Source organism: Microbulbifer mixtoriginis (SeqCode), assembly GCF_052466765.1.
On sequence record NZ_CP174289.1, the window covers coordinates 2,277,456 to 2,290,421 of the forward strand.

Genomic DNA, 12,966 nt, shown 5'->3' on the forward strand with positions numbered 1-12,966 from the left:
CTGCTTTATTCCAAGATACTCAGGGCCCCAACCTACTGTTTGACTTGGGGAACAATATTTCCTTACCCTTCTCCTCCCCTCACCGAATTACTCACTTCATCGCGGCCATAGAAATGAAAAATAAAGTTGCCTTGATAACCGGAGGCAGCCGGGGAATCGGTGCCGCCACAGCAAAACTACTGGCTCAACGTGGATATCAGATTGCCATCAGCTATCGGGAACGAAGAAAGCAAGCGGAAGACCTAGTAAATGAACTTCAATCTTTGGGCGTTACTGCAATAGCGGCACGTGCCGATATCACTTCAGAAGATGAGATTGTCCGTCTATTCGAAAAGGTTGACCAAAATCTCGGCCCGATTAACAGCTTGGTAAACAATGCCGCAATCATTAAACCGCAGATGCGTGTTGAATTAATGGATTCTCAGCGTATCAACGAGATCCTTCGGACCAATATTACCGGTACATTGCTCTGCTGTCGCGAGGCGATTAAGAGGATGTCAACAAAAAGCGGGGGCAGCGGAGGAACTATTGTCAATATCTCATCCGCCGCCAGCCGTTCAGGGTCACCTAACGAATATATCGATTACGCGGCTAGCAAAGGTGCTGTAGACACTCTAACCATCGGGCTCAGCCAAGAAGTCGCCGGTGAGGGAATTCGGGTGAACGGTGTAAGACCGGGTTTTATTTACACGGAAATGCATGCTGATGGCGGCGAACCAGATAGAATTGAGCGAGTAAAGTCTGCAATTCCACTCAAACGTGGCGGGCAAGCAGAAGAAGTGGCTAAGGCTGTGGCCTGGCTTCTCGGTGATGAATCAACCTTTACAACCGGCTCATTTATTGATGTCGCAGGCGGAAAATAAGATAAGAATATATGTTGGAAGCACTTTTTTCCCTTGTTGCAGCAACAGCTCTACTACTTGGCTCCCCCGGTCCCGCCCCACTTGCGCTGGCCGCTTCTGGGGCAACTTTTGGGATCAGGAAAAGTAGCCATTTTCTTATCGGTATCCTACTGGGGCTAAGCGTTGCAATTATGGGCGCAACCGCCGGGATAGCGGCCCTGCTGGCAACCTGGCCCGAGGCGCGCTTTGCCGTACAACTTTGCGGGGCTTTGTATATTGGCTATATCGCCATAAAAATTGCCACAGCCCCGGTAATGGAGAAAAACCCATCAGCGAAAACTCAAGCGCCATCACTGTTGGATGGGTTTATTTTTAATCTACTAAACCCAAAAGCTTATGCCGCCTTCTTTGCCATCTTTTCCCAATTTTTACTGCCAATTGAAGAAAGCAACTTAAGTTACATTGCTACTGGACTGGTCTGTTTGATAGTCGCGGCTGTGGTCGATTTTATCTGGCTATGTTTGGGAGGAAGTTTGCGACCGGTTTTTCATAAACCTAAACAGGCACGAATAATCAGAGTTTGCTTTGCCCTGCTGATGGTAGCAGCTGTGCTAATCGTGTTCCTGCGCGGAATGGTTTAGCTACTAGCAAATCTCCGTGATCAGGTTTTTTACCGAAGACAGCATACGCCGGCTTACCAATGGGGCTTGTGTTACCCCTTCCAGCTCCACCCGATAATTCGCTCCGTCTCTGCGTAAGCCTGTAATAAATGCTACTGCCACCAGTGCACTGCGGTGCACTCGAACAAAGCGCTCGGCAAATTCGCTTTCCAACTCTTTTAATGACTCATCAAGAATCGTCTCACCGGCAGGGTGATGGGCCACCACATATTTGCTGTCGGCAACCAAACAACGAATGCTGTCCACTTCCAATAGCTCGACCCCCATACGGCTCACCGCTTTGATACGGCTGCGACCGCGACCCTTCTCGTCACCTCTAACAAGTTTTTGTTGGGGTTTATTGAGGCACTGCACCTTTGCCAGCGCTTGGCGCAACTGCTCCACGCTGACAGGCTTGAGTAGATAACCCACCGCGGCGGTGGCGAAGGCCGGCAGGGCGAACTCATCGTGGGCGGTGCAAAAAATTATCGCGGGTGGGCACTCGCGTGTGGAAAGCTGCTGGGCCAATTCCAAGCCGCTGCCGCCAGGCATTTCTATGTCGAGCAAGACCAGGTCTGGGTCCAGTATCTGCACCTGCATCAACGCGGATTCAATATCTGCCGCCTCACCAACAGGAATACAATTTTCGATTGTAGACAACTGCCGCTGCAGCCGCGCGCGGGCCAGGGGTTCATCATCGACAATCAGGACTCGCAACTGGGTCACTCCATCACCTCAGTATCTCTACTGGAATTTATGGTCGGTTTTGTTTCACGCTGAACCACCTCCCGGGGGAACAAGGGTAGTTGTAGCTGCACTCGGTAGTGGTCCCCCACCCGACCGGCGGTAAACTTGAAGCGATCACCGTAATAGGCGGCAAGGCGCTGGCGAATATTCTCCACTGCCATCCCGTTGCTTTCCCTGGTGAAGTGCACAGTGTCTGCCGGAAGTGGGTTTTCAATATCAATGTACAGAACACCGCCTTCGGTTTTCACAGCCACGGTAATTGTGCCGCCCTCACGCAGCTGTGCCACACCGTGTAAAACGGCATTCTCAAGCAATGGTTGCAACAACATGCTGGGTACTTGTATATCCTCCAAAGTACCCTGCTGCTGCCATTGCTGCTGCAAACGCTCGCCCAGGCGCAGAGCCTCAATCTCCAGATAACGTTGGGACAATTGTATTTCCTGCGACAGCGGCACCAGCTTTGGGTCAGCGAGGCTGGCCCGAAACAACACGCACAAATCTTCCACCAAACGCTCAGCGCGATCTGGGTCTACCGCGATCAGGCTGGCCAGGCTATTCATGCTGTTAAACAAAAAGTGCGGTCGTATACGCGACTGCAACGCCTCGATACGCGCGCCCAGTTCCGCCTGTTGCTGGTTGTATAACTGCTGTTGTAAATAGGCGTAGCGCAATACCACCCCGGCGCAGATAGCCCCAAGGAGACAATCACTAGCCAGTCCCCACCAGTCGAAATCCGCCTGCAGCAATAGAGCACGCACATAGCGCTGAATCCCCATTACTAATCCAAGCACGCCCAACACCGCGATAAAGCTGATAGCGCCGGCATGTTTGTGGGGTAACTTGGCTAGATAGGGGCGCAGCCGGCAAAGCACGGCGGCACAGGGCAATATCACCCACTGAATCACCAGGGACACTAGGCCAAGGCGCTGCCAACTGAAGTCGTGCAGCCCGTCCAAGGCGAGCACCAGAACCAGGGCCAGTAATTCCCCCATCAACACCAATACGGCCAGGGCGGTGACACTGCATAAATCCGGAAGAAAAGGCACCTGCCCGCAAAGCGCAGAATCCTTGCTATCAGTGTCAGTTTTTCGAATCTTCTGCGATATAATGCCCGACGGCCTGGGAAATGACATGCAGTTGTTATTCTTGATTGTCCCTATATTCAAAGCGCACGATACCACCAAGCTCCCCGGCCTTTCACCTCACTGCAGCCAGGAAAACCATGAGCAACGACAAACCCGACTCCGTCACTAATCCCGCCGCCAAACTCTGGGGCGGCCGTTTCAGCGAAGCCACCGACGCTTTCGTAGAGCGATTCACTGCCTCTGTCACCTTCGATCAGCGCATGGCGCTGGAAGATATTCAGGGTTCCCTCGCTCATGCACAGATGCTATCCGAGGTTGGGGTATTGAGCGGTGATGAATATCACCAGATTGCCGATGGCCTGAAAGAGATCGCAGTGGAAATTGAGGCGGGTGACTTTCCCTGGTCGGTGCAGTTGGAAGATGTGCATATGAATATCGAGGCGCGCCTGACCGAACGCATCGGTGCCACCGGTAAAAAACTGCACACTGGCCGCTCCCGCAACGACCAGGTCGCCACCGATATCCGCCTGTGGCTGCGCGGCCGCATCGACCGGATCGGCGCCGAATTAACCCGGCTACAAACCGGGTTGGTAGACCTGGCCGAACGCGAAGCCGATACCATTATGCCCGGCTTTACCCACCTGCAAAGCGCGCAGCCGGTGACCTTCGGCCACCACCTGCTGGCCTGGAATGCCATGCTCAGCAGGGATTTCGAGCGCCTGATGGATTGCCGCAAACGAGTCAATCGCTCGCCCCTGGGTGCCGCAGCACTGGCCGGCACTAGCTACCCAATCGACCGCGCGCGCACTGCCGAATTGCTGGGCTTCGATGCTCCGACCGAGAACTCCCTGGACTCGGTGAGCGACCGAGATTTCGCCATTGAATTCTGCGCCTTCACCGCCCTACTGCTCACCCATCTTTCCCGCGCCAGCGAGGAACTGGTGCTCTGGGCTTCTAGCCAGTTCGACTTTATCGACCTACCGGATCGCTTCTGTACCGGCTCATCAATTATGCCGCAAAAGAAAAACCCGGATGTGCCCGAATTGGTACGCGGTAAGACTGGCCGTGTGAACGGCCACCTGATTGCACTACTGACCCTGATGAAAAGCCAGCCCCTGGCTTACAACAAAGACAACCAGGAAGATAAAGAGCCTTTGTTCGACGCTGCCGATACCGCACTGGACTGCCTGCGCGCCTTTGCGGATATGGTGCCCGCACTCAAGGCAAAAAAAGAAAACATGCTGGCGGCAGCCGCCAAGGGTTTCTCCACTGCAACCGACCTGGCGGATTATCTGGTGCGCAAAGGCATTGCCTTCCGCGATGCCCACGAGATCGTCGGCCAGTCGGTTTCCTTTGCCATTGAACAGCAGAAAGACCTAGCGGAGCTGAGCTTAGAGCAGCTGCAGCAATTCTCTGCTGATATCGGTGCGGATGTCTTTGAAGTGCTCACCCTGGAAGGCTCAGTAGCCGCTCGTAACCATATCGGCGGCACCGCTCCCGATCAGGTTCGCGCTGCCTGTGCACAAGCACGAATGCAAATTGAAGGGCGTCATTAAGGCAGACCCCAGCAGGACTAGGAGCCCGTTTTTTGCATCCGGGCCCCTGGGGTACGGCCGATCAGTAAACCGGGATTACTGCGGTAATCCCAGTTCGACCGATTCACCCTGCTGCTCGCTCAGCACGCGATTGAGCAGGGTCGGTAGATTTTCCTCGGTGGTACTGCATTTCCAGCCGGGCGCGGTAAACGTGAGGTGGTAACCGCCCGACTTGGCAGCTACCCAAAGTTCCTGATTGGCAGATTGCCGGGAGAGAATAACCTGACTGCCATTATCCTCCAGGGTCAGGGTGAGCACGGCACCACTGCGCTCGTAATCGATATCCCAGTCACAATCGTCCAGGGCATCCTCAATCGCCATCAGGGTATGCTCAATGGCCGCTTCATATTCCGTTTGGCTCATCTTTTATTACTTCTGTTACCGTCTACTGTGTTCAATCTATTGGCTCGCTATACTATCAGGCTTTTGCCGAACACAGCTCTAAAGCCCGAGTGCAGGATGTCACCCATGCCAAAGAAAATGCTCTACCCCCTTTGCGCCCTGCTGAGTGCATCCGCACTCCTCAGTGGCTGCGGTCAGAAAGGACCGCTGTACCTGCCTCAGGCGCCGGCCGAACCCGCGCCAGCTATCACCACAGGCCCGCCCACTACGGTGCCCACTAGTAGCACTGCGGTGGAGCCGGATGAGCCGGTACTTGTTCCAGCCGGAGAAACTGTTGTACCGGAAGGGTACTCCGAACCAAACGACTATTCAGAACCCGGGGATTACTCTACGCCAGAAGACTACCCGGAAGAGGGCTACCCAGAGGAGCAAGCACCGCAGAAATGAGTGAGTTCAGTTATCGCCAAGGCAGCCTGTGGGCAGAACAGGTATCACTGGAAGAGGTCGCCGAGCGTTTCGGAACCCCCACCTACGTCTATAGCCGCGCCCACTTCGAGCGCCAATATCAAGCCTATGCCGAAGCACTGGGCAGCCACCCCGGCCTGATCTGCTATGCGGTGAAGGCCAACAGCAATCTGGGTATCCTGTCGCTTTTGGCCCAGCTTGGCGCTGGGTTTGATATCGTCTCCGGGGGCGAACTCGAAAGGGTATTGCTGGCGGGAGGAGATCCCTCGCGAATAGTATTTTCCGGTGTGGGTAAAACCGCAGACGAGATACGCCGTGGCCTGGAAGTGGGTGTGCACTGCTTCAATATCGAATCGGAGGCCGAAATGCGCCGCCTCGAGCAAGTAGCGGCGGAGTGCGAAGCTGTTGCCCCAATCTCACTGCGGGTCAACCCAGATGTAGACGCACAAACCCACCCCTATATTTCCACCGGCCTCAAAGAAAATAAATTCGGCGTCGCCATCAGCAGTGCTCTGGATGTGTATTTATACGCAGCGCGCTCGCCTCACCTGAGAGTGACCGGGGTGGATTGCCATATCGGCTCCCAGCTCACCGAGGTGGCCCCCTTCCTAGATGCCCTCGACCGGCTGTTGATGCTGGTGGACACCCTCTCCGCCGAAGGCATCCAGCTAGAACACCTGGATCTGGGCGGCGGTCTCGGGGTCCGCTACCGGGGTGAAGAGCCCCCAGTAGTTGCAGACTATCTGCAAGCGGTTCTGGAACGTATCGGCGAACGCCAGCTGGGCCTGATACTGGAACCCGGTCGTTCGATTGCCGCTAACGGCGGCGTTCTGTTAACTCGGGTTGAATACCTGAAGCACACCGAAGGACACAACTTCGCCATTGTCGATGCCGCCATGAACGACAACCTACGCCCTGCCCTTTATCAGGCCTGGCAGGATATAGTGCCGGTTACTCCGGGCGACGGTGAGGACACACTCTGGGATATCGTTGGCCCCGTTTGCGAAACTGGTGACTTCCTCGGCAAGAACCGCGCCCTGGCTCTGCGCGAGGGGCAATTACTGGCCATGCTGTCCGCCGGCGCCTACGGCTTTACCATGAGTTCCAACTACAATAGCCGCCCGCGTGCAGCGGAAGTGCTGGTGGATGGCGAGAATAGCTATTTAGTGCGCACACGGGAAACTTTCGACGACCTGGTTCGGGGTGAGACCCCGGTGCCTGAAAAGGTCTAACGCTTTGTGTCACCCTTGCCTCTTAATTACCAACCAACAGAATTCCGGGGCGCCAGCAATGCCGGCGTCACCGGTGGCGAGCACCCCTAGGATGGCCCGCTCAATCAGTTTTACAGAGAAATGGAATGCGCGTTAAATTCAGCAAGATGCATGGGCTCGGCAATGATTTTGTAATGCTCGATGGCATCAGCCAGAGACTCAAGCTGTCACCAGATAAAATTCGCCGAATCGCCGATCGGCGCCTAGGCATCGGCTGTGATCAAGTACTACTGGCAGAGCCGCCACGGGGGCCAGAGGCAGATTTTCGCTATCGAATCTTTAATGCCGATGGCGGCGAGGTGGAAAACTGCGGCAATGGTGCACGCTGTTTCGCCCGCTTTGTACGCGAACGCCGCCTGACGGGAAAAAAACGGCTCAAGGTCGAGACTGCTGCGGGTATGCTGCACCTGCGTGTACTGGATAACGACCAGGTCAGTGTCGATATGGGCGCCCCCGTTTTAGAGCCGGAGAAGATTCCGTTCAATGCCGATCGCCGTGCGGATAGCTACCTGCTGGAAGCCAGTGACGAGACCTTTACCATCGGCGCAGTCTCCATGGGTAACCCCCACGCCATACTGTTGGTCGACGACATTCACAGCGCCCCGGTAGTGACCCTCGGCCCTTTAATCGAGGCACATCCCCGCTTCCCCCAGAAGGTGAATGTGGGTTTCCTGCAAGTCGAATCCCGCAGCCAGGCACAGTTGCGTGTATTTGAGCGCGGCGTAGGTGAAACTCACGCCTGTGGCACCGGTGCCTGCGCAGCCATGGTGTATGCCCACCTGCGCGACCTGGTGGATGAGCAGGTGGAAATCCGCCTTCCCGGCGGGTCCCTGACAATCCACTGGAGTGGGCCGAATCAGCCGGTTACTATGACCGGGCCCGCGACTACAGTTTTCCACGGGCAAATCATTGTTTAAATAATTTAGCGGGCGAGCCTCAGCTCTAATTCCGATAGAGCACAGGATTCACCACGCGCCCGCGCCAATGTGAACAGAACACGATGGAACACACAGACGCCAATCAAACTTCTGATGAGATTGTCGCCGGCAACCACAGGGAAACCCAGCGCGATGACAAGTTGCTCGCGCGCCAGGTAGCTCGCTACCTAATGCAAAACCCTGAGTTTTTTGTCGAGCGCATGGACCTGCTCGAAACCATCAAACTGCCGCGGGAAAATGGCAAGACCGTGTCGCTGATGACACATCAGACCAATCTGCTACGCGAGCGCAATATTGAGATGCGGCAACGCCTCGACCAGTTACTGCACAATGCACGCGATAACGATCAGTTGTTTTTTAATAGCCGCCGTCTGATCCTCGCCCTACTGGAAGCACAGACCATTGGTGAGGCCACCACGGCTCTGTACAACAGCTTTTCCCATGACTTCAATGTGGAATTTACCAGCCTAACTCTATTTGGGCCGCTGGGCGTGTCAGCCGACAAGCTCGGTGAAGTGCGCACCAGCACACTCTCCAGCGCAGAGACGGCCATTGGCGCCATATTGCGGAATGGCCGCCCAATATGTGGAATTTTGCGTCCCGGGGAAAGAGAGTATTTATTCGGAGACCAATGGCAGGAAATTGCCTCCGCCGCAGTGGTCCCGCTCGGCAATCAGCTCGGCATGCTGGCAGTTGGATCATCCGATCCCCAATACTACCGTTCCAGCCTCGGCACTCTGTTTCTCTCTTATATTGGCGAAGTTTTGGAGCGCCTGCTGCCCAGGCTACTGAATCCCTGAGGCCAACAGGCTTCGGGGTTTCCTGCAGAAAAGATTTTGCCGCCAACCTGATCTCAGGGGCGGCAACGTTGAAAAGCACTAAATAGGTCGACTACCGTATTTTGGCTGCGGTTTCCGTGGCGGGTCGGCGGTGACGTCTGGATCGACTTCATTAATCGCCCCGCCACCGGCTAGAAATTCCTCAACATCAGAACTCAGCTGGCTTCTGGCGCGTTCACGGGAGGTAATGGAGCGCTCTTCGGCAAATTCCTCTGTATCCTTGCTGCGAGCGTTCTTACCCTGATCTTCATAACTATCTTTCATAGCAAAACCCTGTAACCCTTACTCCTGTTACAGAGGGAGTACCTCTGTGCCGCCCCTTCCCGCGGCGCCAATGAAATTGAAAGCCACCGGAGTAGCAATCGCCCACCGCATCAAAAGCGGCGATTAATATATAGGCACTTACAATCTACGCTGCCAGCTGCAGGCACCGGAGCCCGTAGAGTTTTTTGTTGGGAAAAAATCGAGGAGATATTGCAGTTTGTTATGGAGATTTAAGTGACAGGTAGGGAGAAACCTTCTAGTAGGAGACGGTCAGGGATCATTTTTAGGGGATAAAGAAAAGCAAAAGCCCCTTACGGGGCCTTAAACATACTGGGCATTATTAATAGAAGTACCCTGATTAATCGGCAAATATTACACCGCTTCGCTACCGGTTTCCCCAGTACGGATTCGGATCACTTCCTCCAGCGCGGTGATAAAGATTTTTCCATCACCGATTTTTCCGGTTTGCGCCGCTTTGGTGATAGCTTCTACAGCCGCATCCACCATGCTGTCATCGACGGCCAGCTCCAGTTTAACCTTGGGCAGAAAGTCCACCACGTACTCCGCACCACGGTAGAGTTCGGTGTGGCCCTTCTGGCGGCCAAAGCCTTTCACCTCTGTTACCGTCATTCCCTGGACACCGACCTCGGAAAGAGCAGTGCGCACATCGTCCAGCTTGAAGGGCTTCACTACGGCCGTTATTAATTTCATCTTGTGTTTTCCCCTGGTTTATCTTCTTTGCGGGAACCTCAATGCGACAGTCACCCCAATATTAAGGCGACGCCACTACCGAGCGACTATTTGCTCATAAATTCTGGGTAAGCTTCCATTCCACACTCGGCCAAGTCAACACCCTCCATCTCTTCATCCTCACTGACACGGATACCGGTTGCCAGCTTGAGCAGGTACCAAACCGCCAGGGAGCTTACGAAGACCCACAGGAAGATCGTCAAGGCGCCAACCAACTGACCCACAAAAGTGGATTCCTCGTTGGTTAGGGGGACCAGCAACAGACCAAGCAGACCTACTACACCGTGCACGGAAATAGCGCCGACCGGATCATCAATTCTGAGTTTATCCAGAGTAATGATGGAGAAGACTACCAGAACACCGGCAAACATACCGAACACAGTGGCCTGCAGAGCAGTAGGAGTAGAGGGCTCGGCAGTAATTGCCACCAAGCCCGCCAGCGCACCATTGAGCAGCATCGTGAGATCGGCCTTGCCGAACAGCAAGCGGGCGGTAATCAGTGCGGCGATAGCACCACCGGCTGCAGCGGCATTGGTATTAACAAATACCATGGCTACAGAATGCGCACTGGCGGCATCGCCCAGTTTTAATACGGAACCGCCATTGAAGCCGAACCAGCCCATCCACAGGATAAAGGTACCGAGTGTGGCCAGAGGCAAATTGGCACCGGGAATCGCATAAACCTGGCCATTGGGTCCGTATTTACCTTTACGTGCGCCCAGCAACAGCACGCCAGCCAAAGCGGCGGCGGCGCCGGCCATATGTACGATACCGGAACCGGCAAAATCGGAGAAACCGAGGTCACCCAGGCTAAATAGACCAAAGACATCCTGGCTACCCCAGGTCCAGGAACCTTCCAGTGGGTAAATAAAGCCAGTCAATACCACCGCGAAAGCAAGGAAGCTCCACAGCTTCATACGCTCGGCCACGGCACCAGAAACAATGGACATAGCGGTGGCGACAAATACGACCTGGAAGAAAAAGTCAGAAGCACTCGAATAAACGGAATCGCCTTCAAATCCATTACTGGAGGAATCGACCAGTACAGTGTCGAGGCTAAATGCCTCAATGCCAGATAGCATCCAGTTGCCATCATACATAATGGCGTATCCAGTGAGCAGATACATAATGCAGGCTATTGCAAACAGCGCAACATTTTTGGTGAGGATTTCTGTAGTGTTCTTTGAGCGCACTAGGCCGGCTTCCAGCATGGCAAAACCCGCAGCCATCCACATCACCAGAGCACCGCACATCAGGAAATAAAAAGTATCAATTGCATACTGCAACTGAAATATCTGGTTTTCCATGTTTCTCTCCGTTCAAGTCTGTATATTTTTAAAATTATGTTTGTTGCTATTGAGTTAGATTGCGTCTCTGCCGGTTTCGCCGGTGCGTATGCGCACTACCTGCTCCAGGTTGGCAACAAATATTTTTCCATCACCGATTTTTCCGCTGTGTGCACTGGAGCCCAGTGCCTCCAAAACTTTGTCTAACTCAGAATCCTCTACGGCAATCTGCAGCATGGTTTTCGGCAAAAAGTCCACGACATACTCAGCGCCCCGATACAATTCGGTATGGCCCTTTTGCCGACCAAAACCTTTCACCTCAGTTACAGTCACACCATTAACACCCACTTCTCTGAGGGCATCGCGCACGGCATCCAACTTAAAAGGCTTGATAATTGCGGTGATTAATTTCATGGATTCCCCCCAAAAAAAATGCCCGCGAAATATCGCGGGCGAATTGATTACCAAGTATAAGTAGCACCAACTACCAGGGTTGGCTCACACCAATCGGTATCCCAACATTCCTCTTTACTGACATCGGTACCAACGTAAGCCGCACTCAGGTTCAAACCACCGAAGCCTCTGCTGAGCGTTACGGAGTAATCGATATAATCATCGTCCTCATAAAGGAACTCACTACGCTCCATAAAAATGTTGTAACCAACATGAAAATCCAGGCTCAGATCTGCTGGCAGTGAGAAACTGTACTCCGCAAAGGTGTAATAAAATTCGTCGCTCTGCGCCCAATAGTCGGGAGAGTAAGCAACTCCGAGGGTCAGATCTGAAATACTGAGGTTGCCGTAAATTTCCCAGTAATCTTCATCCTGGTCACTGCCGTGATAGGCGTAATAGATATAGCCGACGTCGTAACTAATGGAGTCATTGAAATCCGAAGAGAAACCACCGTAAAAATCCTGCTCGTAATCGGTTTCATCAAACCCATAAGCAAAATCCACCTGCGAAGCCCAGGTACCCACGTAAAAGCCATTGCCAAAATCCAGATCCAGACCACCCTGAATTGCGGGATTTCTATCCTTTTGGGAAATGCCTCGGAAGCGATAATCTGAAACCATACCCAGGTTGGCGCTGAAACTGATGCCCTCTTCCTGAGAGCTGCTGGAAGAGGTATTTTCTTCAGCATTTGTTAGATTGGCAGTGCCCAACGTCAGTAAAGCGCCAGCGAAAATAGTGGCAATTTTATGCTTTTTAACTTCCACTTTATTTCTCCTAAATTTCTATAGGCTGTATTTCAAGAGCTGTAATGGCGCCGCCTGCAATCGGTCCTGCACTGTCGGGTATGACAGAGGGTCTCTTGCGTCTTGTGAACCGCTACTTTCCCAGACTCCCAGTGATCGTAAATGGCACACCTGCCTTTTCACTGCAGACTTGATGCCAGGACAGCAATATCCCATGAAATCAATAAGTTAACGGGAAAGCAGACAACCGGAATAAATACGAACAATGAGCCCGCAAAGTCTCACGCACCAAGATGGAACTGTTTGTCATCGCGTGCACAGAAGTGGGGAATCTTGCAGAGGCAGTGATCAGAATAGTGCACAAAGAGTCAGCTTTTGTGGCTATAGGGTGTGGGTTACAATCTGGTGCCATTAAATAAGATTTTGACAGCAAGGAGTTGCCCGTGGCTGCGGACAAACTGCAACAACTCTTAAAAGAACTGCAACAGCAGGGCACAGTAGTTACCAATGACCTGCGCAGTGCGCTGGAGGTTTCACTGGATAAATTGCCGCTGGTCTCCCAGCGCGAGTTCGATACTCAAGTGGAGATACTGAGGCGCACCAGAGAAAAATTGGCTCGCCTGGAAGACAAGGTGGAAATACTGGAGCAGGCTCTCGCACAGAGAGAACACAAACCCGAGGATTAGT

16 protein-coding genes are annotated in these 12,966 nt (G+C 53.5%); 8 read left to right on the forward strand and 8 right to left on the reverse strand.

All coding sequences use genetic code 11. The annotated features are described in order from the left end of the window. Positions 1–113: 113 nt before the first annotated feature. Positions 114–863, forward strand: coding sequence for an SDR family oxidoreductase (locus tag ACJJIV_RS09985; RefSeq protein WP_444891584.1), 750 nt, complete (start codon positions 114–116; stop codon positions 861–863). Positions 864–874: 11 nt separating this feature from the next. Continuing rightward, positions 875–1,483 (forward strand): LysE family translocator, encoded by a 609-nt coding sequence (locus ACJJIV_RS09990; RefSeq protein ID WP_444891585.1) that lies wholly within the window; start codon positions 875–877, stop codon positions 1,481–1,483. A gap of 3 nt (positions 1,484–1,486) precedes the next feature. On the opposite strand, the gene ACJJIV_RS09995 is transcribed toward ACJJIV_RS09990, so the two are convergent. Beyond that, positions 1,487–2,227: a LytR/AlgR family response regulator transcription factor gene (locus tag ACJJIV_RS09995; protein ID WP_444891586.1), complete on the reverse strand. Its 741-nt coding sequence runs from the start codon at positions 2,225–2,227 to the stop codon at positions 1,487–1,489. Further along, on the reverse strand, positions 2,224–3,381 hold the full coding sequence (locus ACJJIV_RS10000; RefSeq protein WP_444891587.1) for a sensor histidine kinase: 1,158 nt from the start codon (positions 3,379–3,381) through the stop codon (positions 2,224–2,226). The genes ACJJIV_RS09995 and ACJJIV_RS10000 overlap by 4 nt, the downstream gene beginning before the upstream one ends. An 89-nt stretch (positions 3,382–3,470) precedes the next feature. On the opposite strand from ACJJIV_RS10000, the gene argH reads away from it, so the two are divergent. Continuing rightward, positions 3,471–4,889: an argininosuccinate lyase gene (gene argH / locus ACJJIV_RS10005; protein ID WP_444891588.1), complete on the forward strand. Its 1,419-nt coding sequence runs from the start codon at positions 3,471–3,473 to the stop codon at positions 4,887–4,889. A gap of 75 nt (positions 4,890–4,964) precedes the next feature. On the opposite strand, the gene cyaY is transcribed toward argH, so the two are convergent. After that, a complete protein-coding gene (gene cyaY / locus ACJJIV_RS10010; protein WP_444883418.1) occupies positions 4,965–5,291 on the reverse strand; it encodes an iron donor protein CyaY in 327 nt (108 codons plus the stop codon). Between the two features lie 105 nt (positions 5,292–5,396). On the opposite strand from cyaY, the gene lptM reads away from it, so the two are divergent. From lptM to ACJJIV_RS10030, 4 genes are all read left to right on the forward strand, one after another. Further along, positions 5,397–5,717 (forward strand): LPS translocon maturation chaperone LptM, encoded by a 321-nt coding sequence (gene lptM / locus ACJJIV_RS10015; RefSeq protein ID WP_252084151.1) that lies wholly within the window; start codon positions 5,397–5,399, stop codon positions 5,715–5,717. Continuing rightward, a complete protein-coding gene (gene lysA / locus ACJJIV_RS10020) occupies positions 5,714–6,967 on the forward strand; it encodes a diaminopimelate decarboxylase (RefSeq protein ID WP_444887767.1) in 1,254 nt (417 codons plus the stop codon). Before lptM ends, lysA begins: the two co-directional genes overlap by 4 nt. Before the next feature lie 125 nt (positions 6,968–7,092). Further along, a complete protein-coding gene (dapF, locus tag ACJJIV_RS10025) occupies positions 7,093–7,923 on the forward strand; it encodes a diaminopimelate epimerase (RefSeq protein ID WP_444883415.1) in 831 nt (276 codons plus the stop codon). An 83-nt stretch (positions 7,924–8,006) separates the two neighbouring features. Beyond that, positions 8,007–8,744: a DUF484 family protein gene (locus ACJJIV_RS10030; RefSeq protein WP_252084148.1), complete on the forward strand. Its 738-nt coding sequence runs from the start codon at positions 8,007–8,009 to the stop codon at positions 8,742–8,744. A gap of 78 nt (positions 8,745–8,822) precedes the next feature. On the opposite strand, the gene ACJJIV_RS10035 is transcribed toward ACJJIV_RS10030, so the two are convergent. The 5 genes from ACJJIV_RS10035 to ACJJIV_RS10055 form a co-directional block, all read right to left on the reverse strand. Then, positions 8,823–9,047, reverse strand: coding sequence for a hypothetical protein (locus ACJJIV_RS10035; RefSeq protein ID WP_252084147.1), 225 nt, complete (start codon positions 9,045–9,047; stop codon positions 8,823–8,825). Between the two features lie 372 nt (positions 9,048–9,419). Further along, positions 9,420–9,758, reverse strand: coding sequence for a P-II family nitrogen regulator (locus ACJJIV_RS10040; protein ID WP_152450594.1), 339 nt, complete (start codon positions 9,756–9,758; stop codon positions 9,420–9,422). An 86-nt stretch (positions 9,759–9,844) separates the two neighbouring features. Next, on the reverse strand, positions 9,845–11,104 hold the full coding sequence (amtB, locus tag ACJJIV_RS10045; protein ID WP_444891589.1) for an ammonium transporter AmtB: 1,260 nt from the start codon (positions 11,102–11,104) through the stop codon (positions 9,845–9,847). A 54-nt stretch (positions 11,105–11,158) separates the two neighbouring features. After that, complete coding sequence (locus ACJJIV_RS10050; RefSeq protein ID WP_252084145.1) at positions 11,159–11,497, reverse strand: P-II family nitrogen regulator; 339 nt, start codon at positions 11,495–11,497, stop codon at positions 11,159–11,161. Between the two features lie 47 nt (positions 11,498–11,544). Continuing rightward, complete coding sequence (locus tag ACJJIV_RS10055; protein ID WP_444891590.1) at positions 11,545–12,300, reverse strand: TorF family putative porin; 756 nt, start codon at positions 12,298–12,300, stop codon at positions 11,545–11,547. A 422-nt stretch (positions 12,301–12,722) separates the two neighbouring features. On the opposite strand from ACJJIV_RS10055, the gene ACJJIV_RS10060 reads away from it, so the two are divergent. Then, complete coding sequence (locus ACJJIV_RS10060) at positions 12,723–12,965, forward strand: accessory factor UbiK family protein (RefSeq protein ID WP_252084143.1); 243 nt, start codon at positions 12,723–12,725, stop codon at positions 12,963–12,965. The last annotated feature ends 1 nt before the right edge of the window (position 12,966 follow it).

Coding starts and splice junctions, on each gene's coding strand:
- ACJJIV_RS09985 (WP_444891584.1), top strand. CDS start 114: ATGAAAAATAAAGTTGCCTTGATAACCGGAGGCAGCCGGGGAATCGGT.
- ACJJIV_RS09990 (WP_444891585.1), top strand. CDS start 875: ATGTTGGAAGCACTTTTTTCCCTTGTTGCAGCAACAGCTCTACTACTT.
- ACJJIV_RS10000 (WP_444891587.1), bottom strand. CDS start 3,381: ATGTCATTTCCCAGGCCGTCGGGCATTATATCGCAGAAGATTCGAAAA.
- argH (WP_444891588.1), top strand. CDS start 3,471: ATGAGCAACGACAAACCCGACTCCGTCACTAATCCCGCCGCCAAACTC.
- cyaY (WP_444883418.1), bottom strand. CDS start 5,291: ATGAGCCAAACGGAATATGAAGCGGCCATTGAGCATACCCTGATGGCG.
- lptM (WP_252084151.1), top strand. CDS start 5,397: ATGCCAAAGAAAATGCTCTACCCCCTTTGCGCCCTGCTGAGTGCATCC.
- lysA (WP_444887767.1), top strand. CDS start 5,714: ATGAGTGAGTTCAGTTATCGCCAAGGCAGCCTGTGGGCAGAACAGGTA.
- dapF (WP_444883415.1), top strand. CDS start 7,093: ATGCGCGTTAAATTCAGCAAGATGCATGGGCTCGGCAATGATTTTGTA.
- ACJJIV_RS10030 (WP_252084148.1), top strand. CDS start 8,007: ATGGAACACACAGACGCCAATCAAACTTCTGATGAGATTGTCGCCGGC.
- ACJJIV_RS10035 (WP_252084147.1), bottom strand. CDS start 9,047: ATGAAAGATAGTTATGAAGATCAGGGTAAGAACGCTCGCAGCAAGGAT.
- ACJJIV_RS10040 (WP_152450594.1), bottom strand. CDS start 9,758: ATGAAATTAATAACGGCCGTAGTGAAGCCCTTCAAGCTGGACGATGTG.
- amtB (WP_444891589.1), bottom strand. CDS start 11,104: ATGGAAAACCAGATATTTCAGTTGCAGTATGCAATTGATACTTTTTAT.
- ACJJIV_RS10050 (WP_252084145.1), bottom strand. CDS start 11,497: ATGAAATTAATCACCGCAATTATCAAGCCTTTTAAGTTGGATGCCGTG.